The sequence below is a fragment of the Streptomyces tritici genome (genome assembly GCF_048500665.1).
Classification (GTDB): Bacteria; Actinomycetota; Actinomycetes; order Streptomycetales; family Streptomycetaceae; genus Streptomyces; species Streptomyces tritici.
In genome coordinates, this window is the sequence record NZ_CP183183.1 from 4,209,294 (window position 1) to 4,230,280 (window position 20,987).

Genomic DNA, 20,987 nt, shown 5'->3' on the forward strand with positions numbered 1-20,987 from the left:
GCCGGTAGGGGACGTTCGGGGGAGGATGCCGAGTGATGCGCTCCCTCATACGCGGCCGGCGGACCGGCCCGCTGCTGGTGGCCGTCACGGTGGCGACGGCCACGGTGGCGGCCTGTACGAACGGTTCCCCGGGCCCCGGGGCCGGGACGGTCACCCCGCCGGCGACCTCCTCCTCCGCGGCGGCCCCCGCCGCGAGCTCCGCGCCGCCCCCGAAGCCCATGCCCACGCCCACGCGCACGTACCCGCTGTCCAGCGCGCCGCGCACCGTCCCCGCCGTCCTGGAGCACCGGCCCGCCCGCGGCCCCGGCTGGAGCCCCGGCCCGGACGCCGGGATCGTGGTCGCCCCGGGCAGCGCGGCGCTCGCGGACGAGGCGCGGCTGCTCGCCGGGGAGCTGAAGGTCGCCTACCGGGGCGAGGTCGCCGCCGGGCCGGGGGACGTGGAGCTGGCCCTCGGCGGCACGGGCGCGCCCGAGTCGTACACCCTGACGGCCACCGGCGGCCGGGTCCGGATCACCGGCCCCGACGAGGCCGGCGTCTTCTACGGCACCCGCACGGTCAAACAGGCGGTCAGGTCCGCCGGGGTGGTGCCCGAGGGCGTGATCCGCGACCGGCCGGCGAAGCCGCAGCGGGGGCTGCAGATCGACACCGCGCGCAAGCACTTCACGGCGGGGTGGATCGAGGCCCGGCTGCGCGAGATGGCGGACCTGAAGCTCAACCAGTTCGAGCTGCACTTCGCGGACGACCAGGGCTTCCGGATCGCCTCGGACAGCCACCCGGAGATCGTCTCCGCGCAGCACCTCACCAAGGCCGAGGTGCGCCGCATCCTCGCGCTGGCGCGCAGCCTGCACATCACCGTCGTCCCGGAGGTCGACTCCCCGGGCCACCTCGGCGCGGTCCTGCGGGCCCACCCCGACCTCCAGCTGCGCAACGTGCAGGGCACGCCCCGGCAGGGCGCCATCGACATCTCCAAGCCCGGGGCGGCGCGCATCCTCGACGACCTGCTGCGCGAGTACGCGGCGCTGTTCCCCGGCCGCTGGTTCCACCTCGGCGCGGACGAGTACCAGGCGCTGACGGTGCGCGATCCGGCGGCCTCGTACCCGCAGCTGGCGAGCGCGGCGGTGGCCCGGTACGGGGCGGGCGCGACCGTGCGGGACCTCGCCGAGGGCTGGCTGAACGACCGGGCGGCGGTGGTGCGCGCGGCCGGGAAGACGGCGAAGGCGTGGAACGACGGCTTCTTCCGGGGCGGGGTGGTGAGCGCGGACAAGCGCATCGAGGTCGAGTACTGGACCGGCAAGGAGATCGGGGCGAGGCCGCCGGGCGAGTACCTGGCCGAGGGCCGCAAGGTCGTCAACCTCAACGACGAGTACCTCTACTACGTGCTCGGCGAGCCCAACCGGTTCACGTACCCGACCGGCCGCCGGATCTACGAGCAGTGGACCCCGCGGGTGCTGCGCGGCTCGGCCGCGGTCCCGGCCCGGTACGACGCCCAGATCCTCGGCGGCCGCTTCGCCGTCTGGTGCGACCTGTCCCAGGCCCAGACCCAGGCCCAGGTCGCGGCCGGCATCCGGCTGCCGGTGACGGCGACCGCCCAGAAGCTCTGGGACCCCCGCCCGCCGGCACTGAGCTGGGACCGCTTCCGGGCACTGGCGGAGGAGGTGCGGGACTGAGGGCGTGCGGGACTGAGGGCGTGCGGGACTGAGGACGTGCGGACCTGACGGTCGCGCCCCGGACCGGCGATTACGCGCCGTGGACGACCCCTAGCCATGAGGCACGAGCCGATGGCATATTTTCGGCCGCACAGTGACGAAAACACGCCAGCCGGCGCAGTACGGGGAGTACTGCGTCCGCGACGGGAGGCGTCCATGACGTCGGCAACGAGCCGAAGCCTGCTGGAAATGATCGCCGTGGCCGACGAGCGGAGCCTGGCCGCTGCCGGGATCGCCTGTCTGGAGCGCTGCATGCCGCTGCTCGACCCCGAGGCGGCGGACGTGCTCCGGCCCGCGTGGGCCGCGGTGGCGCGCGGCGGGGGCGGGGCCGCCTGGGGCGAGGCCGTCGCCAAGGCCGCCGCCGAGCTGTCGGGGGCCGGTTCCGGGGCTCAGGCGGACGAGGTGCGGGCGATGCTCGCCGGGGCGCCCGCCGACTGGGCCGCGGAGCCGCTGCGCGCCTGGGCCGGCGCCTGCTCCGCCGCCGCGCTCGCGCTGCACGCGCGGTTCGACGCGGGCGACGACGCCGAGCGCGCCGCGCTCGTGGAGCGCTGCCGCTCCGGCGAGCCCGCGGGCGCGGGGCCGCTGCTCACCGGGGAGCTGCGCCGCCAGCAGGCCGTGCTCGACTCCGCCGGGCAGGGGCCGACCGGCCTGCGCCGGGCCAGGGACCTGTCGACGGAGGGCCGCCGGGTCCTGCGGGCCGTGGTCTCCCGGCGGGCCCGGAGCAACTGACGTACGGGAGGGGCCCGGCGGAACGACGTTCCGCCGGGCCCTTCGTCGTACCGGCGCTCAGTCCGCCGCCGGCGGCTCCGGTTCGGTGATCGTGATCGAGGCGAGCGCCTCCGCGATCTCGGTCTCGGCCGTCGCCTTGTCCACGCCGAGCCCGGACAGCACGCCCTTGCCGTCCTCGTGCTCCAGGAGCGCGAGCAGGATGTGCTCGGTGCCGACGTAGTTGTGCCCGAGGCGCAGCGCCTCGCGGAACGTCAGCTCCAGGACCTTCTTCGCGTCCGGGTCGTACGGGATCAGCGGCGGGACCTCGTCGGCCCGCGGCGGCAGCGTGGGCGTCACCGCGTCGCGCACCGCCTCCGCGCTCACGCCCCGCCCGGTCAGCCACTTCATGGCCAGCGAGTCGGGCTCGGCGAGCAGGCCGAGGAGCAGGTGGCCGGGGAGGGTCAGCGCGTTGCCGGCCGCCCGGGCCTCCTCCTGGGCCGCCACCACCGCGTTGCGGGCGCGCGGGGTGAAGCGGCTGAACCCGGCGTTCGGGTCCAGCGTCGCGGCGTCGGGCTCCTTCGGCACGAACCGCTTCTGGGCGGCCTGCCGGGTGACGCCCATGCTGCGGCCGATGTCCGTCCAGGACGCGCCGGAGCGGCGGGCCTGGTCGACGAAGTGGCCGATGAGGTGGTCGGCCAGGTCTCCGAGGTGGTCGGCCGCGAGGACCGCGTCGGAGAGCTGGTCGAGGGCGTCCCTGTGGACCTTCTTGATGGCCTCGATCAGATCGTCGAGGCGCACGGGAACGTTCGCACCGCGTGGGTTCGTCGTCATGAGGCAACCGTAGGTTGACACCTCTTCACTGTCAACCGGTGGTTGACATGTTCGCGCGCCGCCGGCCGGCTGTGGCGCGTGCCACATCCCGGAGGCGTGATGTTCGCGCGCTCCGCTGCGCTTGAACTCCTGAGGCTGGTGTGGCGGAAGGGGATGTGGGGACATGGACATCACGAGTGCCGAACTGCCCGACGCGGCGGGCATGCGGGCCTACACGGCCGCGTTCGTGGACTACCTGGCGGACCGCAGCCGGTTGCCGCTCGACTATTCGGCGCGCAGCCTGCGCCTCGTCGACCTGGTGCTCGACGGGATGCGCCGCACCCGCTCCGACCGCGCGGAGGTCGAGGGGCTGCTGCGCGGACTCGGCGGCTACACCGGGGAGGTGCTCGTGCGCCGGGCCGGCGGGCGCTGGGTCGACCTCGACGAGGCGCAGCGGGCCTGGTTCGCGCAGCCGGTCGGCGTCCGGATGCCCGACGGGCGGGTCTGGAACCCGCTGGGGAAGGTGGTCAACCGGTTCGAGAGCGGCCCCGAGGAGTCCGTCGAGCGCTTCTTCCTCCTGCTGCACGGGCGGCGGCGGACCCCGGTCGAGTGCCTGTGACGTTTCCGCCCCCGGAAGCGCTGATCATCGGGGGGCACGGGCGCGCTGACCGGTGCCCCGTCGGCACGAAGAGGGAAGCGTGGGGGAGCACGACGCGGAGCTGGGCACCGAGGTCGAGCGGGCCCGGGGCGGGGACGAGGACGCCTTCGCCCGGGCCTACCGGCTGGTGCATCCGGGGCTGCTGGGGTACTTACGCGGACTGGTCGGGGAGGACGCCGAGGACGTCGCCTCCGAGGCCTGGCTGGAGATCGCCCGGGACCTCGGCCGGTTCCGCGGCGACGGGGCGGGCTTCCGGGGATGGACCGCGACGATCGCCCGTCACCGGGCCCTGGACCACCTGCGAAGACAGCGGCGCCGGCCCCGGACCGCCCTGCTGGAGCAGGACCTGCTGGACCTGCCGGGCGCGCACGACACCGAGAACGCCGCGCTTGAATCGCTGTCGACGGGGCAGGCGCTCGCCCTGATCCGTACCCTGCCGCGGGAGCAGGCCGAGGCGGTGCTGCTGCGCGTGGTCGTCGGACTCGACGGCCCGTCGGCGGCACGCGTCCTGGGCAAGCGCGCGGGAGCGGTCCGCACGGCGGGGTACCGGGGACTGAGGAAACTGGCCGGCCTGATGGCCGCCGAGCCGCCGCAGGGGCAGAAGGACAAGAGAAGACCATGACACGCCAGCGCGGCCCCCGGGGCATCCCGGCGGGCGCCGAACCGGACAGGCCGGCCGCGGCAGCGGCCCGGGCCCCCGCCGACGAACGCGAGGACGAGCCCGCAGACGCACCGGCGGAGGAGCCCGCGGGCGAACCGGCGGACGGGCCCGCGGGCGACGGGGCGGGCGACGGCGGCGCCGGCGACGGGGCCGGCGACCCGGTCACCGGCCCCCTCGCCGCGACCCTGCGGACCGCGTTGCGGAACGCCTTGCGGAACGGCGCCGCCGGGGAGCCGGCCGGCCCCGCCGAGGCCGCCGCCGTCGAGGCGTTCCGCCAGGCCCGCGACGCCGGCGAGCACCGCGCGCGCCGGACGCGGCGGCGGGACGACTGGCGGCCGGCAACGGTACGCCGCAGGGCCGCCGCCCCGGCCCGGGCCGTGAGCCTCGGGGTCGCCGTCACCGTGCTGCTCGGCGGGGTCGCCGTGGCCGCCGGCGCGGGGGCGGGCCCCGAACCGCCGGCCGCCGCGCCCACCGCCTCCGCCGTCCGGACGCCCCGTCCCGTCGGCGGCGGCCCGGCGCCCGGCCCCGTACCGGACCTCCCGCCGGCCCCCGCGCCCGTGCCCTCGCCCCAGCGGACCGGGCGGGAACGCCCGGAACCGGCCCGGGACGAGGCGGCGCACTGCAAGACGTACCTCGCCGCCGCGGCGCGCAAGGGCGGGCCGCCGGACGGTACGGCCTTCCGGCGGCTGGAGGCGGCGGCCGGCGGCCCCGAGCGGGTGGCGGCGTACTGCGGCCCGCGGCCCGGCGGGCCCGAGGGGAACCCGGAGCGGAAGCGCAAGCGGAAGCAGCAGTGAGGGGGCGGGGGAGGCCCGCCGCGCGGCGCCCGGTCCCGGAAAGAGAGGACGACCGGGGCCGCCACCCCCCACAGGAGAGGCCCCGGTCGTCATCGACGGGGCCGCAGCACGGCCCCGTACTCCTCTCAGCGCCGCGGGTGCGTTTTCTGTCACACCGCGCGGCGTCACCGGTCCGCCGGGGCAGGGACAAACACGCCGACGCGCATGGACGTGACACCGGGTGAGGACGTAGCGTGGCGCTGCGCGCAGCGCGGCGCGGCGGCGGTGACCAGCCGCGATGACGAACAGGTGTGGGGATTGCTCGGGGACGACGCGGAGCTGACCGCCGCGGTGCTTGCGGCGCAGCACGGAGACGAGGACGCCTTCCGGGCGGTCTATCGCGCTGTGCATCCGCGCCTGCTCGGCTACATACGCTCCCTGGTCGGCGAGACCGACGCGGAGGACGTGGCGTCCGAGTCCTGGCTCCAGATCGCCCGCGATCTGGACCGCTTCAGCGGCGACGCCGACCGCTTTCGCGGCTGGGCGGCCCGGATCGCCCGCAACCGCTCGCTGGACCACATACGCATGCGCGGCCGCCGCCCCGCCGTCGGCGGCGACGAGACCGAGCTCACCGACAAGCCCGCCGAGTCCGACACCGCGGACGAGGCCATGGAGGCCCTCGCCACCAGTCGCACCATGGACCTGATCGCCCGGCTGCCCCAGGACCAGGCCGAGGCCGTGGTGCTCCGCGTGGTGGTCGGCCTGGACGCCAAGAGCGCCGCCGACACGCTCGGCAAGCGCCCCGGAGCGGTCCGCACCGCCGCCCACCGAGGGCTGAAACGGCTCGCCGAACTGCTCGCCGACGGATCCGGCCGGAACGGAACCGACGCGAGCGGAACCTCCTCTTCCTTGGAGGGCGTGCCCCCGCAGCGCGGGCGCAGGCCGGACACGACCGGCCCGGGCGGTGTGACGCATTCACGCGCGCGGACGCAGAAGGACATGTGATGGCCGACGAGCGGTACCAGTGGCTCGACCTGGAGGCCGCGGAGCGACTGCTGCGCGGCGACAAGGTCGACCCCGTCGACGATCACGCGCGTGACCAGGCCGAACGGCTCGCCGAGGCCCTCGATTCCGCCCGTCCCGCCCCGCTCGCCGACACGGTTCCGCTTCCGGGCGAGGAGGCGGCCATGGCCGCCTTCCGCGCCGCCTCCCTCGCCCGGGCCGCCGCGCCCGCACCGGCGCCCTCGCCCGCCTCCGCCGCCGAGCCGGACGGCGTCCGCCCGGTGGCCCCGGCCGGCCGGCCCCGCCGCGTCCGCTGGACCCGCTCCTTCCGGTTCGGCCTGGCGGCCTCCGTCGCCGGACTGGCCGTCGGCGGCGTGGCCGTCGCCGCGGGGACGGGCATGCTGCCGACGCCGTTCGACGGTCCCGCGCCCGCCAGTTCCGTCTCGGCCGCGGTCTCTCCGGGAGCGGAGAACACCGACGTGCCCGACGGGGACCCCACCGACTCGAGCCACACGCCCGACGACGGCCACTCCCACGCCGGTCCCTCCGCCTCTCCCTCCGGCGGACCCTCGTCCACCCCGCCCGCGGTCGGCGACCCGGACGCGAACGCGCCGGGCAGCCCGGACACGGCCGACGCCGACAAGGACCGCGCCGCGCTGCGCCGCGAGTACACCGAGGCCTGCCTCGACCTGCGGGCCGGAAAGCTGGACGACGCCCAGCGCCGCCGGCTGGCCGAGGCGCCCGAGGGCGGCCAGACGGTGAAGAACTTCTGCGACCGGCTGCTCGGCGACACCGAGGGCGCCGACGGCGACCGGAGCACCGGCGGCACCGAGGGGTCCGGCGGGACCGAGGGCTCCGGCGGCACGGACGGCTCCGGCGACGACTCCGGCAAGGACGACGACGGCCGCGGCGACGCCGGTACGGGCACGGGTACGCGCACCGGCACCGGCCGGGACGGCGGCGCCGACCGCGCCGCGGGCACGGCCGGCGCCGACCCCGCCGTCTCGTACACCCCGCTCGAGCCGTACCCGGGCCTCGCCGACGAGGCCGCCCCGGAGCTCTCCGGCGACGACGCCGGGGTGCTCGTCACCCGCTCCGTCTGAGCGAGCCTGCCGCGCGACGATGCGCGCGAGACCTCACACACGCCTCTGACCTGCGGTGATGCAGGAATTTTCGGTCGTTACCGTTTCGTTTCCGAACAGCTGTGACGTTTTCGCGGGCGGTGACGCAGTACTGAGTGAGCCGACTGGTCATCGGCGGCGCAGAAACGAGCCGGGGTTCCCCCCGTACCTTCGGCTCGGCGCACTCGGCGCGGGCGGGACACGTTCCCCCGGTCCCGCCCGCGCCCCTCACTCTCTTCCGGTCCGGTCGCCCGGCGGTTCGCTCGCCTACCAGTGGACGACGACCTTGTCCCCGACCTTCACCTGGTCGAAGAGCGCGGCGACCTTCCCCTTGTCCCGGACGTTGACGCAGCCGTGCGAGGCGCCGTTGTAGCCGCGGGCCGCGAAGTCCGCCGAGTAGTGCACCGCCTGGCCGCCGCTGAAGAACATCGCGTACGGCATCGGCGTGTGGTAGATCGTCGAGACGTGGTCACGGCTCTTGGAGTTGACCTTGAACGTGCCCTCACGGGTGGGCGTGTTCTCGGAGCCGAAGCGGACGTCCATCGACGACAGGACCTTGCCGTCGATCATCCACGCCAGCGTGCGGGTCTCCTTGCTGATGCACATCACCCGGCCGGTCATGCAGCGCGGGTCCGGCTTGTCCAGCTTGTTGCTGGTCGACGGGCGCAGCTCGTCCTGCGTGGGCTTGCGCGTCATGCCGAGCAGCCGCTGCCAGGTGATCTCGTCCACCGCGGCGGTCTCCGGCAGGCCCCGCTTCTTCTGGAACGCCTTGACCGCGCTGCCCGTGATCGAGCCGTAGAAGCCGGTGGGCGCCCGGTCGAAGTAGCCGATCTGGCGCAGCCGCGCCTGGAGTTCCCGTACCTGCGCGCTCTCGTCGCCGTCGTCCATCAGGACCTTCGACTGCGGCTTCGGGCTCTCGCTCGTCGGGTCGGCGGACGGCGACGGGGCCTCGCTGCTCGGCGCCTCGGAAGGCTTGTCGTCCGTCGCCGGCTCGCTCGTCGAGGGCGCGGCGCTCGTCGACGGGGCGACGGGCGACGGGTCGCCGGCGCCCGCGCCGCCCCCCGCGACCGGGTTGCAGCCGGCGATCAGGGCCGCCGCGGCGGCGGCGAGGACGGCTCTGCGTATGACGGAACGGTGGCGCATGGTTTCCCCCCGGGGCGTGTGTGTGTACCCAGAGATGCTTCCCGCGCGTGCTTGGTTGCGCACCGGGGAGGATCCTGTGAGGAAGGTCCCAGCGTGCGGCCCTCCACCGGCCGCACGGCCGCCGATACAGTCCGTCGCGAGGGTCGTCGTACCGCACAGTAGGTCTACCGAGAGGCACAGTGATGTCGCGCGAGTCGGAGTCGGGTCTTCCGATCGAGCCGGTCTACGGGCCGGAAGCCCTGGCCGGATGGGACCCCGACGAGAAGCTGGGCGAGCCCGGCTCGTACCCCTTCACGCGCGGTGTGTACCCGACGATGTACACCGGCCGGCCGTGGACGATGCGGCAGTACGCCGGTTTCGGCACCGCCGTCGAGTCCAACGCCCGCTACAAGCAGCTCATCGACAACGGCACCATGGGCCTGTCGGTCGCCTTCGACCTGCCCACGCAGATGGGCCACGACTCCGACGCGCCGATCGCGCACGGCGAGGTCGGCAAGGTCGGCGTGGCGATCGACTCGATCGACGACATGCGCGTCCTGTTCGACGGGATCCCGCTGGACAAGGTCTCCACGTCGATGACCATCAACGCCCCCGCCTCGCTGCTCCTGCTCCTGTACCAACTCGTCGGCGAGGAGCAGGGCGTCCCGGCGGACAAGCTGACCGGCACGATCCAGAACGACGTGCTGAAGGAGTACATCGCCCGCGGCACGTACATCTTCCCGCCGAAGCCGTCGCTGCGGCTGATCGCCGACATCTTCAAGTACTGCAAGGCCGAGATCCCGAAGTGGAACACCATCTCGATCTCCGGCTACCACATGGCCGAGGCCGGCGCCTCGCCCGCGCAGGAGATCGCGTTCACCCTGGCCGACGGCATCGAGTACGTCCGCACCGCGGTCGCCGCCGGCATGGACGTGGACGACTTCGCGCCCCGGCTCTCGTTCTTCTTCGTGGCCCGGACGACCATCCTGGAGGAGGTCGCCAAGTTCCGCGCCGCGCGCCGGATCTGGGCCCGGGTGATGAAGGAGGAGTTCGGCGCGAAGAACCCCAAGTCGCTGATGCTCCGCTTCCACACCCAGACCGCCGGCGTCCAGCTGACCGCCCAGCAGCCCGAGGTCAACCTCGTGCGCGTCGCGGTGCAGGGCCTGGCGGCCGTGCTCGGCGGCACGCAGTCGCTGCACACCAACTCCTTCGACGAGGCCATCGCCCTGCCGACGGACAAGTCCGCCCGGCTCGCGCTGCGCACCCAGCAGGTCCTCGCGTACGAGACCGACGTCACGGCCACCGTCGACCCGTTCGCCGGCAGCTACGTGGTCGAGAAGATGACCGACGACGTCGAGGCCGCCGCCCTGGAGCTGATGCAGAAGGTCGAGGACCTCGGCGGCGCGGTCAACGCCATCGAGCGCGGCTTCCAGAAGAACGAGATCGAGCGCTCCGCCTACCGGATCGCCCAGGAGACCGACAGCGGCGAGCGGGTCGTCGTCGGCGTCAACCGCTACACGATCGACGTCGAGGAGCCGTACGAGCCGCTGCGGGTCGACCCGGCGATCGAGGCCCAGCAGGCGGAGCGGCTCGCGAAGCTGCGCGCCGAGCGCGACCAGGCGGCCGTCGACGCGGCCCTGGAGGCGCTGAAGAAGGCCGCCGAGGGCACGGACAACGTGCTCTACCCGATGAAGGACGCGCTGAAGGCCCGGGCCACGGTCGGCGAGGTCTGCAACGCGCTGCGCGAGGTGTGGGGCACGTACGTCCCGACCGACGCCTTCTAGGACGTTTCACCCTGCGGAATCCGAAAGCGGAGTGTCGTACCCCTGTGCGACACTCCGCTTCATGCTGGGTGTCACCGATCTGCCGACGTATCTCGCGGGCCTCGCCCTGATCATCCTCCTGCCGGGGCCGAACTCGCTCTACGTGCTGTCCGTCGCCGCCCGCAAGGGGGCCCGCACGGGGTACAAGGCGGCGGCCGGGGTGTTCACCGGGGACGCGGTCCTGATGACCCTCGCGGCGCTGGGCGCGGCGTCCCTGCTGCAGACCACCCCGCTGCTCTTCCTGATCGTGAAGTACGCGGGCGCGGGCTATCTGACCTGGATGGCGATCGGCATGCTGCGCGCGGCCCGGCAGATGTGGCGCACGCGCGGCGAGACCTCTGAGGACCCGGCGGCCGCTCCGGAGACGGACACGGCGCCGGGGGAGAACCCGTACCGCCGGGCGCTGATCATCAGCCTGTTCAACCCGAAGGCCATCCTCTTCCTGATCTCGTTCTTCGTGCAGTTCGTGGACCCGGCGTACGCCTACCCGGCGCTCTCCTTCCTGGTCCTCGGCACCCTGCTCCAGCTGGGCAGCTTCCTCTACCTGACGACCCTGATCTTCGGCGGCACCCGCCTGGCGGCCGCCTTCCGCCGCCGCCGCCGGCTCTCGGCCGGCGCCACCTCGGCGGCCGGAGCCCTCTTCCTCGGCTTCGCCGTGAAGCTCTCCCTGAGCAGCACTGCCTAGCGGCTGACCCGCCGCAGCGCGGCGCGCTTCAGGCGGCGGGCGCGGCGGGCCAGGCGGCGGACGGCGGCGTGGCGGGGGACCGGCAGGCCGCCGGGGAGGCCGAGGACGGTGAGCCGGCGGCGGGTGAAGTAGCGCGCGGTCCCGGCCGACGGTCCGCCCGCCAGGTACGCCTCGGCGGCGGGGCGCAGGTCGGCGCGGATCTGCGGCTGCATCGCGTAGCCCACCGCGCCCAGCAGCGGCGCCAGTTCGTCGGCCACCGTCGCCGCGGACTGCGGGGCCCACATGGAGACCTCGGTCGTGTCGTCCAGGTCCGGCAGCAGGGCGTCCACGATCGTCACGGGGACGCGGTTGCTGTTCTCGTACGGGCTCAGCCGGCCGAGCAGGGTGTCCGTGCCGACCCGCGCCACCGGCAGGCCGTAGAACGTGCTCGCGGTGAGCAGGGCCGTCGAGAAGCAGCCCACCACGAGCGCGGGCCGCAGCTCCCGGTACAGCACCTCCGCGAGCACCGGGCGGTCGATCACGGTCAGTTCGGCGCCGAGCCGCTCCGCCTCCTCGCGCAGCGCCCTCGTCCAGGACTGCGGGGCCGTCGGGTGCGGCTTGAACGCCAGCCTGCGGTGGCCGGCGGCGACCGCGCCGCGCACCATCCGCAGGTGCAGCGCCTCCTCCTCGGCGGGCGTGAGCAGCGACAGGGCGGCCAGGTACTGGCCGAGCAGCAGCGCGGGGCCGGTCGTGTCCGTGGCCGCCGGCCGCTCCGACAGTTCGGCGATCACCTTGGTGAACGCCTCCGCCGGCACCACCCGGGGCGTCGCGCCGAACTCGGCGAGCAGCAGCGGGGTGAGGCCCGGCACGAGGTCCAGGTGGAACAGCCGGCGCACCCGCTCGCCGACCAGCGGGTCGATCTTGTTGCGGGTGGGCCCGTAGCTCATCAGCCCGTCCGCGTACACGTCGAGCGCCGCGTCAGGGAAGAGCTGGGCGATCGACAGGGCCGGCGTCACCTGCACGGATTCCACGGCGAGTTCGAGCCGGTCGTCGCCGAGGCCCCACAGCCTGCGCAGATGGCGCTCCAGGAGCGGGACGTCGTCCGGCCGGGGCGTCCAGCCGGAGGGGTGCAGCGGGGCGATGGCCTCGTTCCAGGAGAGCACTCCGTCGAAGCGGTCGCGCAGCCGCGCGAAGCCCTCCATGCCGTCCGGGGCGACGGCGGTCTCGGGGACGGCCGCGTTGTTGGCGAGCAGCAGCAGGCGCCGGTCGGCGGGGCCGAAGCAGCCGCTGTCCAGGGCGGCGGCCAGGGTGGCCACCCCGTACAGCGTGGAGGCGTAGAAGATCTGCGTGGTGCGGCGGTCGGGGCGTGCGGCGCCGGTGGTACGGGAGTTCATGCGGCGGCCACCTCCGCGGACCCCGGGCGGCGGCGGATCTTGCGCAGCAGACCCGCGCGTTCGGCGTCCATGGAGTTCAGCGCCTCCTTCAGAATGTCCTGCGGCATTCGCTTGAGCGCGGCCGCGCTCAGCGCCCGCAATTTCCTCGCCACGGCCGGTTCGAAGCGACTGATCGAGGCGTTGTGGTGCGCGATGATCGCGCAGTACGTGCGTACCGCTTTCGGCAGCAGCCGGTCGGCCTCGGAATCGTTAGCCGTTTCCTCGATCACCTGGTCGAAAGCGCGGATGAAATCCAGTTGGCGCAGATCCGCGATCTGCGTGAGCGAAGTGGCCACCCCGCGCCGGTAGAACACGCCGAGGGTGCTCACCGCGGCGAAGGACTCCGCCTCGCGGTGCAGCCGCCAGATCCACGGCCGGTCCTCGGCGGTGCGCAGCCCGTCGGTGAACCTCAGCAGTCCGCGGTCGAGCAGCCGCCGGTGGTAGATCCCGGCCCAGGCGTACGGATAGTCCACGGAGGTGGTGCGGTGCGCGGGCAGGATCGCGTCCCGCGGCCGCAGCACCTCCTCGCGCCGGCCGATCGGCGCCCGCTTCACCGACCGCTTGCGGCCGGTGGCCACGACATGGTCGGTGCGCACGAAATCGCAGCCCAACGCCTCGATGGCGGCGAGGAGTTCGGCGAAGTGGCCGGGCGCCGCCCAGTCGTCGCCGTCGAGGAACGTCAGATACGTGCCGCGGGCCGCGTCCAGGCCGGTGTTGCGCGCGGTGGCCAGCCCGCCGTTCCGCTCGTGCCGGATCAGCACCGCTCCCGGCAGCTCCTGCGCCGCCCGCTGGAGGAGCCGGGGCGTGCCGTCGGTCGAGCAGTCGTCGACGAGCACGAACTCGACGTCGTCCCGCGCGTTCGCGTGCAGGCTTCTGAGGGTGTCGGGGGCGTATGTCTGCACGTTGTAGAACGGCACGACGACAGAGAGCTTGACCACGCGGCCGACGCTAGGCGCGCCCCCGGCATTCGCCCTTGCCGAAAGGGGGATGTGCGGTGAACGCGTGGCGACGGTCTGCTGAATCGGTTTGACCGCAGGGCGCGCGACACGGCTTTCCCGGGCCTTTTCAGAACGCGTCATGCCGGTGTTCACCGTTTGTTGTGGCTGAGTTGGGCCATCGAGCCGGATGCCTTTCTAACGTCACCGACGTGCCCTCACCAAGCAATGCAGCGGTGCGCGTCGCCGTACTCGCAGATTCCGACACCCGGTGGAAATGGGGAGCGCTGACCGCGCGCCGCATCGCCCCCGGCGGGGCGGAGACGACCGGTTTCCTCCTGCGCGGCCGGGCCACCCCCACCGCGCGCCAGCTCGCCGAGACGGGCGTCGCCGACGCCCCGCCGCGCGAGGTGACGGGCGCCGGGTTCCTGCGGGCGGTACGCGACGAGGGCTACGACGTCGTCGTCCTCGCACTCGTCGGCGGCACCGTCCGCGCGGTCCTGGAGGGCCTCGCCGGACTCGGCCTGGAGCGGCGGCCGGTGATCGTCACCGGCTACGTGGGCGTGGTCTACGAGAAGCTCGCCGACGGCCTGCTGCTGCGGCACGGCGCGGATGTGGTCCTCGCCAACTCCCGCCACGACGCGGAGCGTTTCCGCGCCGTGTACGAGGGCGTCGGCGCCGACGCCGGCGCGGTCGTCGAGGCCGCGCTGCCGTTCCTGGGCGGAGCGCCGTACGAGGCGCGGTCCGGCCGCGACACGTTGGTGTTCGCCGCCCAGCCGTCCGTACCGGTCACCCGCGCCGACCGCGTGTACCTGCTGCGCCGGCTGATCGGCCACGCCCGGCTGCACCCGGGGCGCGAGGTGCTGCTCAAGCTGCGCTCCAAGCCCGGCGAGCACACCACGCACCTGGAGGAGCTGCCGTACCAGAAGCTGGTGCGCGACCTGGCCGTACCGCCCAACTTCCGCCTGGTGTACGGGCACATGGGCGAGGTCCTGGACGGCGCCGACCTGCTGGTCACCGTCTCCTCCACGGCCGCCCTGGAGGCCCTGCACCGCCGGATCCCGACCGCGGTCCTCACCGACCTCGGCGTGCGCGAGGTGCTCGGCAACCACCACTTCATCGGCTCCGGCCTGCTGACCTCCTTCGACGCGCTCGACAAGGACGAGCGGCCGGTCCCCGACGAGGACTGGCTCGCCCGCCAGGGTGTCGTGGCCGACGGTTCGTACGACACGGCCTTCGACGTCGCCCGCGCCCGCGTGGCGGAGCTGCTCGCCCGCCCCGCCCTGCCCCCGATCGCCCCCTACTACACGGCCGAGACCGCGCCCGGGTACCTGCCCGGCATCCTCGCCCGGCACGACCTCGACGCGACCGCCCCACAGACCCCCGACAGCGGGCTCCGCAGGCTCGTCCGCGAGGCCGCCCGGGGCGCGTACCGCCACGGCGTCCAGCGCGTGGCCCCCGTCATCCGCCGGCTGGGAGAACTCTGATGACCCCCACGGACCGACCGGCCGCCGAGGCCACCGTGCTCGCCGTGATCCCCGCCCGCGGCGGCTCCAAGGGCGTGCCCGCGAAGAACCTCGCCGAGGTCGGCGGCGTCCCGCTGGTCGCCCGCGCCGTCCTGGCCTGCCGCGGCGCGCGCCTGGTGACCGACGTGGTCGTCTCCACGGACGACGCGGACATCGCGGCCGCGGCCCGCGCCGCCGGCGCGGAGGCCGTGCACCGCCCGGCGTCCCTCGCCAGCGACGCGTCCTCCAGCGAGTCCGCGGTGCTGCACGCCATGGACGCCTTCGAGGCCACCCACGGCCGGCGCGCCGACGTGGTCCTGCTGGTCCAGTGCACCAGCCCGTTCCTCACCTCCGAGGACGTCGACGGGGTGACCGCCGAGGTGCTGCGGGGCCCCGCCGACACCGCGCTGACCACGGCCCCCTCGCACGGTTTCCTCTGGCGTGCCCGCTCCGGCGACACCGGCGACGCGCAGGGCGTCAACCACGACAAGGCGTTCCGCCCGCGCCGCCAGGACCGCGAGCCGGAGTACCTGGAGACCGGCGCGGCGTACGCCATGGACGCCGAGGGCTTCCGCAGGCACGGCCACCGCTTCTTCGGCCGCACCGCCGCCGTCGTCACCGACCCGGCCCGCGTCCTGGAGATCGACGACCCGCACGACCTGGCCCGCGCCCGCGCGCTGGCCCCGCTGCTCGACCCGGTCACCACGCCGTCGCTGACCGACGTGGACGCCGTCGTCCTCGACTTCGACGGCACCCAGACCGACGACCGGGTCCTCCTCGACGCCGAGGGCCACGAGTTCGTCGCCGTGCACCGCGGCGACGGCCTGGGCGTCGCGGCGCTGCGGCGCGCCGGCGTCCGGCTGCTGATCCTGTCCACCGAGCAGAACGCGGTCGTCGCCGCCCGCGCCCGCAAGCTGAGGATCCCCGTCCTGCACGGCATCGACCGCAAGGACCGGGCCCTGAAGCAGTGGTGCGACGAGAACGGCGTCGACCCGCAGCGGGTCCTCTACGCCGGCAACGACGTCAACGACCTGCCCTGCTTCCGCCTCGTCGGCTGGCCCGTCGCGGTCGCCGACGCCCACGACGCGGTGCGGGCCGCCGCCCGCGCCGTCACCACGCGGCGCGGCGGCGCGGGCGCGATCCGCGAGATCGCCGGCTGGCTCCTCGGCCCGGAACTCGCCGCCCCGGCCCGGGCGACCGCCACCGTCTCCGCTCCGGAAACCGCCACCGACTCCGCTCCGGAAACCGCCCCCGCCACCGTCTCCGTCCCCGCCCCCACCCTCCCGAACGCGTAAGGAACCGCACGCCATGAGCACCGACACCCGTCTCCGCACCCTCGGCAGCAGGACCGCCGGCCCCGGCCGGCCCGTGTACGTCTGCGGCGAGATCGGCATCAACCACAACGGCGACCTGGAGAACGCCCTCGCGCTGATCGACGTCGCGGCCGAGGCCGGCTGCGACGCGGTGAAGTTCCAGAAGCGCACCCCGGAGATCTGCACCCCGCGCGACCAGTGGGACATCGAGCGCGACACCCCCTGGGGCCGCATGACGTACATCGACTACCGCCACCGCGTGGAGTTCGGCGAGGACGAGTACCGCGCCATCGACGAGCACTGCAGGAAGCGCGGCATCGACTGGTTCGCCTCCCCGTGGGACACCGAGGCCGTCGCCTTCCTGGAGAAGTTCGACGTGCCCGCGCACAAGGTCGCCTCGGCCTCCCTCACCGACGACGAGCTGCTGCGCGCCCTGCGCGCCACCGGCCGTACGGTCATCCTCTCCACCGGCATGTCGACCCCGGCGCAGATCCGGCACGCGGTCGAGGTGCTCGGCAGCGCGAACATCCTGCTCTGCCACGCCACGTCCACGTACCCGGCCAAGGCCGAGGAGCTGAACCTGCGCGTGATCAACACGCTGCAGCAGGAGTACCCGAACGTGCCGATCGGCTACTCGGGCCACGAGACCGGTCTGCAGACCACCCTCGCCGCGGTCGCCCTCGGCGCCACGTTCGTCGAGCGCCACATCACCCTCGACCGCGCCATGTGGGGCTCCGACCAGGCCGCCTCCGTCGAGCCGCAGGGCCTGCAGCGCCTGGTCCGCGACATCCGCACCATCGAGACCGCCCTCGGCGACGGCGTCAAGAAGGTCTACGAGTCCGAGCTCGGCCCGATGAAGAAGCTCCGCCGGGTCCAGGGGCTCGTCGCCGCATGACCGGCCGGCTGGCGTTCGTCGAGAGCCCGGTCCAGCTCCTGAACGTCCTGGAATGGGCGTACGCCCGTACGCCCGTGCCCGCGCAGCGCACCGCCGGGGCCCCGCCGGGCCTCGGCGGCGACCTGGCGATCGTCGTCCTGCCGCCGACCGACCCCATGTCGCGCGGCCAGCTCCGCCGGATGGCGCAGCTGGCCCGCGACGAGGGCGTCACCGTGCGCTGGCAGGAGGCCCGCGGCGGCGCCGGGGCCGTGCTGCGCACCCTCGCCGGACTCGCCCCGGAGCTGAACCGGGCGGAGCGGGTCGTCATCGGCGACCCGTTCTCCCGGTACGTCCAGCTGCTGCTGACCCTGGTGCGCGCCGACCGGCTCACGGTCGTCGACGACGGCACCGCGACCATGGAGTACGCGGCCCAGCTGACCCGCGGTGAGCGCCTGGTGCGCTGGCACCGGCGGGGCAGCCGCGGGCCGCGCGAGCTGGCCCTCGCCCCGGTGTCCGCGCTGGCCCGGCACCGGCTGGCGCCGGCCCGCCGCCGGACGGTGGAGATCTTCACCGCCCTGCCGGTGGACCCGCCGCCGGGCGTCACGGTCACCCCGAACCGCTTCGCCTGGACCCGCTCCCGCTTCGGGCCGCCGCGGCAGACCCGGGGCGCGGACCTGGTCGGGACCTCCCTGGTGGAGACCGGGGTGGTCGACCCCGACCGGTACGCCCAGGCGGTCGGGGGCCTGTCCGAGGCGCACGGCGCGACGCGCTACTTCGCGCACCGGCGGGAGAGCGCGGAGAAACTGCACCGGATCGCCGTGGAGACCGGGATGGAGATCGTCCGCCCCGATCTGCCGCTGGAACTGATCGCCCGCCGCGGCCCGGTCGGCCGTACGGTCGTCAGCTTCCCGTCCACCGTGGTGCACACCCTTCCGGCGGTCCTGGCGGGCACCGGGGTGCGGATCGCGGTCTGCGAGGTGGCGCCGGAGTGGCTGCGGGAGAACGCCTCGCCGCGGGCGCAGGGCTTCCTGTCGGGGGTGACGGGCACCGCGCCGACCATGATCGAGCGGCTCGAGTTCGGGTGAGTTCGCTCACAGGAGTCCGCCGAGCTTACCCAGCTGGAGCGGCCCTCAAGCCTTCTTGCACCTCTTTTCTTCCCCTAACGGGTTGAACTTTTGTTGATCGACGGGCAGTTGATCTCACTTGGGGCCTACCCTTCAAAAGGTGAACCAGTTGAAGTCCCGTGAGCCCGACTCCGTCGCCCTGCCCGGTCGTCTGCCCGCCGCCCTGCGCGCCGAACTGATCGCGTTCCGCAGGGACTTGCACATGCACCCCGAGCTGGGCAACCGGGAGTTCCGCACCACCGCCCGGCTCAAGGAGCGCCTGGAAGCCGCCGGGCTGCGGCCGAAGGTGCTGGCCACGGGCACGGGGCTCATGTGCGACGTGGGTTCCTGGGAGGGCCGGGACGGGGCGCGGGGGATGCTGGCGCTGCGCGCGGACATCGACGCGCTGCCGATCCCGGACGTCAAGACCGTCCCGTACCGCTCCACCGTGGCGAACATGGCGCATGCCTGCGGCCACGACGTCCACACCACCGCCGTGCTGGGCGCGGCCCTGGTCCTGGCCGAGCTGGACCGTGCGGGTCTGCTGCCCGCGCCGGTGCGGCTGATCTTCCAGCCGGCGGAGGAGGTGCTGCCGGGCGGAGCGCCCGACGCGATCGAGTCGGGCGTCCTGGAGGGCGTCGGCCGGATCCTGGCGGTGCACTGCGACCCGCGGGTGGACGCCGGCCGGATCGGGCTGCGGCCCGGGCCGATCACCTCGGCCTGCGACCGGCTGGAGATCACCCTGGACGGCGCCGGCGGCCACACCGCCCGCCCGCACCTGACGACGGACCTGGTCACGGCCGCGGCGAAGGTCGCCACCGAGGTCCCGGCCCTGCTGGGCCGCCGGGTGGACGCCCGCTCCGGGCTCGCGGTCACCTGGGGCCGCATCGAGGCCGGCCACGCCTGCAACGTCATCCCGCAGCACGCCGAGCTCTCCGGCACGGTGCGCTGCCTGGACCTGCAGGGCTGGCGCGACGCGCCGGACCTGGTGCACGCGGCGGTCGACGAGATCGCCACCCTGCACCGCGCCAAGTCGACCATCGACTACATCCGGGGCGTCCCGCCGGTGGTGAACGACCCGGTGATGACCGAACTGCTGCGCGAGGCGATGACGGCGCGCCGGGGCGCGTTCGCCATCGAGGACACCGAGCAGAGCCTCGGCGGCGAGGACTTCTCCTGGTACCTGGAGCACGTACCCGGCGCGATGGCCCGCCTCGGGGTCCGCACCCCCGGCGACACCACCCGCGGCGACCTCCACTGCGGCGACTTCGACGCCGACGAACGCGCCATCGAGGTGGGCGTCGAACTCTTCACCGCCGCCGCCCTGCTGGACGCCCGCGCGTGACGGAGCGGGAAGCCCGTGCGGGCTTCCCGCTCCCCGCGCCGGCGCGCGGCCGGCACGTGGCGGTGTGGCCTACCAGTACTTGTAGGTGTGGTACTGCCACTTCACGCCGACGTTCGGGTTGTCCGAGCAGCGGCGGGACGAGGTCTGGCCGTTCTTGACCCACGGGCCGTGGACGGTGGCCTCCTTGCCGCGCCAGTCGACGCAGATGACGACCACCTGCGCCTGGTAGTGCGACGGCATCGAGGTGCATTTGGCGTGGCCGGTCCGCCCGTCAGCGCTTTTCCAGCTGGTGCAGCCGTATTTCGGGGCGGCGGCGAATGCGCTGGGTGCCGAGGCGAAAGGCGTCGTCACGAGCGAGAGCCCGACCGCGACGGCTGCCAGTGATTTCTTCATGCGATGGTCTTTTCTGCTCTCGGGGCGGGTTTCCGTCGCCGTCAGAGACGGACGCGTTCCACGCCGACCTTGTAGACGCCGACGTTCGGGCTGTCGGAGCACTTCACGGTGGACGTCTTCCCGTTGCCCACGGCCGGGCCGTACTTGACCGTCTTGACGCCTCGCGGGTCGATGCACGTGACCTTCACCTTGGCCGCCTCCAGCGGGTACGGGAGCATGCCGGTGCACTTGGCGGAGCCGGTGTAGGGCGCGTGGCTGGACTTCCAGGTCTCGCAGTCGACGCTCGTCACGCCCTGCTGCGCGGCGGAGGCGCCGGGCGCGAGGATCAGCGAGCCGGCGGCGAAAGCCAGCCCGAGCGCGGCGGCCAGAGACTTGTTCATGGTTCCCCCAGGGATCTGTACGTATGGAACGGCGCTGGTCAGGCGCTGAAGGAGACGCCGACGCGCAGCACGCCGACGTTCGGGTTGTCGGAGCACTTGGCCGTGGAGGTCTCGGTGTTCCGCTTCCAGGGGCCGTAGACGGTCCACTGCGAGCCGCGCGGGTCGACGCACGTGAGCTTGACCCGGAACTTGTCGCCCCAGGCGATGTTGCTGCAGTAGGCGGAGCCGGTGTAGGGCGCGCGGCTGGAGGTCCAGGTGTTGCAGTTGCCGACGCCTCCCGCCGCCGACGCGGCCGGAGCGAAGGCCGCGGAGCCGGCCAGCAGGGCGCCGACGACGCCGGTGAGTGCGAGCGCACGCTTCATGGAATTCCCCTTTCCATGGGCAGCACAATTCGGCGGGCCCGACGAAGAAACGTCGCCCGTTCACGTCAGTCAGGACGAAAAAACAGGGGGAGCGTGGTCAGGGCTCCCCGGTGCCCCCCGCAGTGAGCAGCCGTGTTGCTGATCAAGTGGTCGGTGAATTCCTATCACCATGATCACGCGACGGCAAGCATCGGCGGTTTTCGGCGGCGAAATCCGCAGTCCCGGGGCCGACGGAATGCATTGTTCCTTTTCTCGTCGGGGGCGGTGTCCGCGGCGCGCCCGGCCCGCCCGTCCGG

21 protein-coding genes are annotated in these 20,987 nt (G+C 73.8%); 14 read left to right on the top strand and 7 right to left on the bottom strand.

Annotation, left to right across the window (positions count from 1 at the left end; genetic code table 11):
* Positions 1-35: 35 nt before the first annotated feature.
* Entirely contained in the window at positions 36-1,667 is a 1,632-nt protein-coding gene (locus ACNJ93_RS19650; protein WP_418958702.1) for a beta-N-acetylhexosaminidase, read from the top strand.
* A 195-nt stretch (positions 1,668-1,862) separates the two neighbouring features.
* Positions 1,863-2,435 carry a hypothetical protein gene (locus ACNJ93_RS19655; RefSeq protein WP_418958703.1) on the top strand — a complete coding sequence of 191 codons (573 nt, stop codon included), beginning with the start codon at positions 1,863-1,865 and terminating at the stop codon, positions 2,433-2,435.
* A gap of 57 nt (positions 2,436-2,492) precedes the next feature.
* On the opposite strand, the gene ACNJ93_RS19660 is transcribed toward ACNJ93_RS19655, so the two are convergent.
* Positions 2,493-3,245, bottom strand: coding sequence for a Clp protease N-terminal domain-containing protein (locus ACNJ93_RS19660; protein WP_418958704.1), 753 nt, complete (start codon positions 3,243-3,245; stop codon positions 2,493-2,495).
* 163 nt (positions 3,246-3,408) lie between these two features.
* On the opposite strand from ACNJ93_RS19660, the gene ACNJ93_RS19665 reads away from it, so the two are divergent.
* From ACNJ93_RS19665 to ACNJ93_RS19685, 5 genes are all read left to right on the top strand, one after another.
* The gene (locus ACNJ93_RS19665) at positions 3,409-3,843 is read left to right on the top strand and encodes a hypothetical protein (RefSeq protein ID WP_418958705.1); all 435 of its coding nucleotides are present in this window, start codon (positions 3,409-3,411) and stop codon (positions 3,841-3,843) included.
* A 79-nt stretch (positions 3,844-3,922) separates the two neighbouring features.
* Entirely contained in the window at positions 3,923-4,504 is a 582-nt protein-coding gene (locus ACNJ93_RS19670) for an RNA polymerase sigma factor (protein WP_418958706.1), read from the top strand.
* Complete coding sequence (locus ACNJ93_RS19675; RefSeq protein WP_418958707.1) at positions 4,501-5,337, top strand: hypothetical protein; 837 nt, start codon at positions 4,501-4,503, stop codon at positions 5,335-5,337. The genes ACNJ93_RS19670 and ACNJ93_RS19675 overlap by 4 nt, the downstream gene beginning before the upstream one ends.
* A gap of 297 nt (positions 5,338-5,634) precedes the next feature.
* On the top strand, positions 5,635-6,321 hold the full coding sequence (locus ACNJ93_RS19680) for an RNA polymerase sigma factor (protein WP_418961467.1): 687 nt from the start codon (positions 5,635-5,637) through the stop codon (positions 6,319-6,321).
* Positions 6,321-7,421, top strand: coding sequence for a hypothetical protein (locus tag ACNJ93_RS19685; RefSeq protein WP_418958708.1), 1,101 nt, complete (start codon positions 6,321-6,323; stop codon positions 7,419-7,421). Before ACNJ93_RS19680 ends, ACNJ93_RS19685 begins: the two co-directional genes overlap by 1 nt.
* Positions 7,422-7,706: 285 nt before the next feature.
* On the opposite strand, the gene ACNJ93_RS19690 is transcribed toward ACNJ93_RS19685, so the two are convergent.
* Positions 7,707-8,582: a L,D-transpeptidase family protein gene (locus ACNJ93_RS19690; protein ID WP_418958709.1), complete on the bottom strand. Its 876-nt coding sequence runs from the start codon at positions 8,580-8,582 to the stop codon at positions 7,707-7,709.
* Between the two features lie 182 nt (positions 8,583-8,764).
* On the opposite strand from ACNJ93_RS19690, the gene ACNJ93_RS19695 reads away from it, so the two are divergent.
* On the top strand, positions 8,765-10,345 hold the full coding sequence (locus ACNJ93_RS19695) for an acyl-CoA mutase large subunit family protein (RefSeq protein ID WP_418958710.1): 1,581 nt from the start codon (positions 8,765-8,767) through the stop codon (positions 10,343-10,345).
* A 61-nt stretch (positions 10,346-10,406) separates the two neighbouring features.
* Complete coding sequence (gene leuE, locus ACNJ93_RS19700) at positions 10,407-11,069, top strand: leucine efflux protein LeuE (protein WP_418958711.1); 663 nt, start codon at positions 10,407-10,409, stop codon at positions 11,067-11,069.
* Here the strand turns inward: leuE and ACNJ93_RS19705 are convergent.
* Together ACNJ93_RS19705 and ACNJ93_RS19710 are read right to left on the bottom strand one after the other, a co-directional pair.
* On the bottom strand, positions 11,066-12,442 hold the full coding sequence (locus tag ACNJ93_RS19705; RefSeq protein WP_418958712.1) for an alpha-2,8-polysialyltransferase family protein: 1,377 nt from the start codon (positions 12,440-12,442) through the stop codon (positions 11,066-11,068). The two genes, leuE and ACNJ93_RS19705, sit on opposite strands and share 4 nt — an antisense overlap.
* Complete coding sequence (locus ACNJ93_RS19710; RefSeq protein WP_418958713.1) at positions 12,439-13,419, bottom strand: glycosyltransferase family 2 protein; 981 nt, start codon at positions 13,417-13,419, stop codon at positions 12,439-12,441. The genes ACNJ93_RS19705 and ACNJ93_RS19710 overlap by 4 nt, the downstream gene beginning before the upstream one ends.
* A gap of 209 nt (positions 13,420-13,628) precedes the next feature.
* Here ACNJ93_RS19710 and ACNJ93_RS19715 point away from each other — a divergent pair, with 209 nt between their 5' ends.
* The 5 genes from ACNJ93_RS19715 to ACNJ93_RS19735 all read left to right on the top strand — a co-directional run bounded on the left by ACNJ93_RS19715 (position 13,629) and on the right by ACNJ93_RS19735 (position 19,556).
* Positions 13,629-14,903 carry a DUF6716 putative glycosyltransferase gene (locus tag ACNJ93_RS19715; protein WP_418958714.1) on the top strand — a complete coding sequence of 425 codons (1,275 nt, stop codon included), beginning with the start codon at positions 13,629-13,631 and terminating at the stop codon, positions 14,901-14,903.
* Entirely contained in the window at positions 14,903-16,216 is a 1,314-nt protein-coding gene (locus ACNJ93_RS19720; RefSeq protein WP_418958715.1) for a cytidylyltransferase domain-containing protein, read from the top strand. Before ACNJ93_RS19715 ends, ACNJ93_RS19720 begins: the two co-directional genes overlap by 1 nt.
* Positions 16,217-16,229: 13 nt before the next feature.
* The gene (locus tag ACNJ93_RS19725) at positions 16,230-17,129 is read left to right on the top strand and encodes an N-acetylneuraminate synthase family protein (RefSeq protein WP_418958716.1); all 900 of its coding nucleotides are present in this window, start codon (positions 16,230-16,232) and stop codon (positions 17,127-17,129) included.
* Positions 17,126-18,193: a hypothetical protein gene (locus ACNJ93_RS19730; protein WP_418958717.1), complete on the top strand. Its 1,068-nt coding sequence runs from the start codon at positions 17,126-17,128 to the stop codon at positions 18,191-18,193. The genes ACNJ93_RS19725 and ACNJ93_RS19730 overlap by 4 nt, the downstream gene beginning before the upstream one ends.
* A 139-nt stretch (positions 18,194-18,332) precedes the next feature.
* Complete coding sequence (locus ACNJ93_RS19735) at positions 18,333-19,556, top strand: amidohydrolase (RefSeq protein ID WP_418958718.1); 1,224 nt, start codon at positions 18,333-18,335, stop codon at positions 19,554-19,556.
* Between the two features lie 69 nt (positions 19,557-19,625).
* Here the strand turns inward: ACNJ93_RS19735 and ACNJ93_RS19740 are convergent, their stop codons facing one another.
* Genes ACNJ93_RS19740 through ACNJ93_RS19750 form a run of 3 tightly spaced genes read right to left on the bottom strand, consistent with a single transcriptional unit; the run spans position 19,626 to position 20,691 of the window.
* Positions 19,626-19,949: a hypothetical protein gene (locus ACNJ93_RS19740; RefSeq protein WP_418958719.1), complete on the bottom strand. Its 324-nt coding sequence runs from the start codon at positions 19,947-19,949 to the stop codon at positions 19,626-19,628.
* Positions 19,950-19,990: 41 nt separating this feature from the next.
* On the bottom strand, positions 19,991-20,329 hold the full coding sequence (locus ACNJ93_RS19745; protein WP_418958720.1) for a hypothetical protein: 339 nt from the start codon (positions 20,327-20,329) through the stop codon (positions 19,991-19,993).
* A 38-nt stretch (positions 20,330-20,367) separates the two neighbouring features.
* Positions 20,368-20,691: a hypothetical protein gene (locus tag ACNJ93_RS19750; RefSeq protein ID WP_418958721.1), complete on the bottom strand. Its 324-nt coding sequence runs from the start codon at positions 20,689-20,691 to the stop codon at positions 20,368-20,370.
* Positions 20,692-20,987: the final 296 nt, after the last annotated feature.

Excerpts from the sequence above, each read along its gene's own strand:
- ACNJ93_RS19650 (WP_418958702.1), top strand. The coding sequence starts at position 36 with ATGCGCTCCCTCATACGCGGCCGGCGGACCGGCCCGCTGCTGGTGGCC.
- ACNJ93_RS19655 (WP_418958703.1), top strand. The coding sequence starts at position 1,863 with ATGACGTCGGCAACGAGCCGAAGCCTGCTGGAAATGATCGCCGTGGCC.
- ACNJ93_RS19660 (WP_418958704.1), bottom strand. The coding sequence starts at position 3,245 with ATGACGACGAACCCACGCGGTGCGAACGTTCCCGTGCGCCTCGACGAT.
- ACNJ93_RS19665 (WP_418958705.1), top strand. The coding sequence starts at position 3,409 with ATGGACATCACGAGTGCCGAACTGCCCGACGCGGCGGGCATGCGGGCC.
- ACNJ93_RS19675 (WP_418958707.1), top strand. The coding sequence starts at position 4,501 with ATGACACGCCAGCGCGGCCCCCGGGGCATCCCGGCGGGCGCCGAACCG.
- ACNJ93_RS19685 (WP_418958708.1), top strand. The coding sequence starts at position 6,321 with ATGGCCGACGAGCGGTACCAGTGGCTCGACCTGGAGGCCGCGGAGCGA.
- ACNJ93_RS19690 (WP_418958709.1), bottom strand. The coding sequence starts at position 8,582 with ATGCGCCACCGTTCCGTCATACGCAGAGCCGTCCTCGCCGCCGCCGCG.
- ACNJ93_RS19695 (WP_418958710.1), top strand. The coding sequence starts at position 8,765 with ATGTCGCGCGAGTCGGAGTCGGGTCTTCCGATCGAGCCGGTCTACGGG.
- leuE (WP_418958711.1), top strand. The coding sequence starts at position 10,407 with ATGCTGGGTGTCACCGATCTGCCGACGTATCTCGCGGGCCTCGCCCTG.
- ACNJ93_RS19705 (WP_418958712.1), bottom strand. The coding sequence starts at position 12,442 with ATGAACTCCCGTACCACCGGCGCCGCACGCCCCGACCGCCGCACCACG.
- ACNJ93_RS19720 (WP_418958715.1), top strand. The coding sequence starts at position 14,903 with ATGACCCCCACGGACCGACCGGCCGCCGAGGCCACCGTGCTCGCCGTG.
- ACNJ93_RS19725 (WP_418958716.1), top strand. The coding sequence starts at position 16,230 with ATGAGCACCGACACCCGTCTCCGCACCCTCGGCAGCAGGACCGCCGGC.
- ACNJ93_RS19730 (WP_418958717.1), top strand. The coding sequence starts at position 17,126 with ATGACCGGCCGGCTGGCGTTCGTCGAGAGCCCGGTCCAGCTCCTGAAC.
- ACNJ93_RS19740 (WP_418958719.1), bottom strand. The coding sequence starts at position 19,949 with ATGAAGAAATCACTGGCAGCCGTCGCGGTCGGGCTCTCGCTCGTGACG.
- ACNJ93_RS19745 (WP_418958720.1), bottom strand. The coding sequence starts at position 20,329 with ATGAACAAGTCTCTGGCCGCCGCGCTCGGGCTGGCTTTCGCCGCCGGC.
- ACNJ93_RS19750 (WP_418958721.1), bottom strand. The coding sequence starts at position 20,691 with ATGAAGCGTGCGCTCGCACTCACCGGCGTCGTCGGCGCCCTGCTGGCC.